General features: G+C 38.0%; 1 pseudogene. It reads left to right on the top strand.

The annotated features are described in order from the left end of the window. A pseudogene (locus ACFINC_RS10785) lies at window positions 1-193 on the top strand (hypothetical protein); the annotation flags it as partial. Window positions 194-368 lie beyond the last annotated feature (175 nt).

Here is a 368-nt window from a genome sequence, read left to right as displayed (position 1 = left end):
TGCTGGTGATGACAAAGCAGCATGGGAATGGTTAGCAATAGCTGATTTACCAGCTCACACACTCTTGTTTCTTAGATCTCAAAATGGAGCACAATTTATACGTGATATGGGGTTTTCTACCAAGAATGCGGATGAAGAATATTGTGCAGATTGGCTAGACAAAGGTGTTATGATAGGAGGTCATTATTTCTAAAGAATTAGAACGGATTTTGTCTCGCGAAGAAGGCTATGTGAAAAAAATCAATGATACATTAGCCGCGAAGAGATGAAGAGATTATGTGATATACGAAATGATTTGTGTAGTCATATTCGTAACGTTAGAAAGAGTGGGGATTTATCATCGCTTCTTGATACAGAGCGTAGCATAA

The sequence above is a fragment of the Bartonella sp. AP58NXGY genome (assembly GCF_042195785.1).
Classification (GTDB): Bacteria; Pseudomonadota; Alphaproteobacteria; order Rhizobiales; family Rhizobiaceae; genus Bartonella.
The sequence above is the reverse complement of the archived record's forward strand: the minus strand, read 5'-3'. Positions and strand labels throughout refer to the sequence as shown.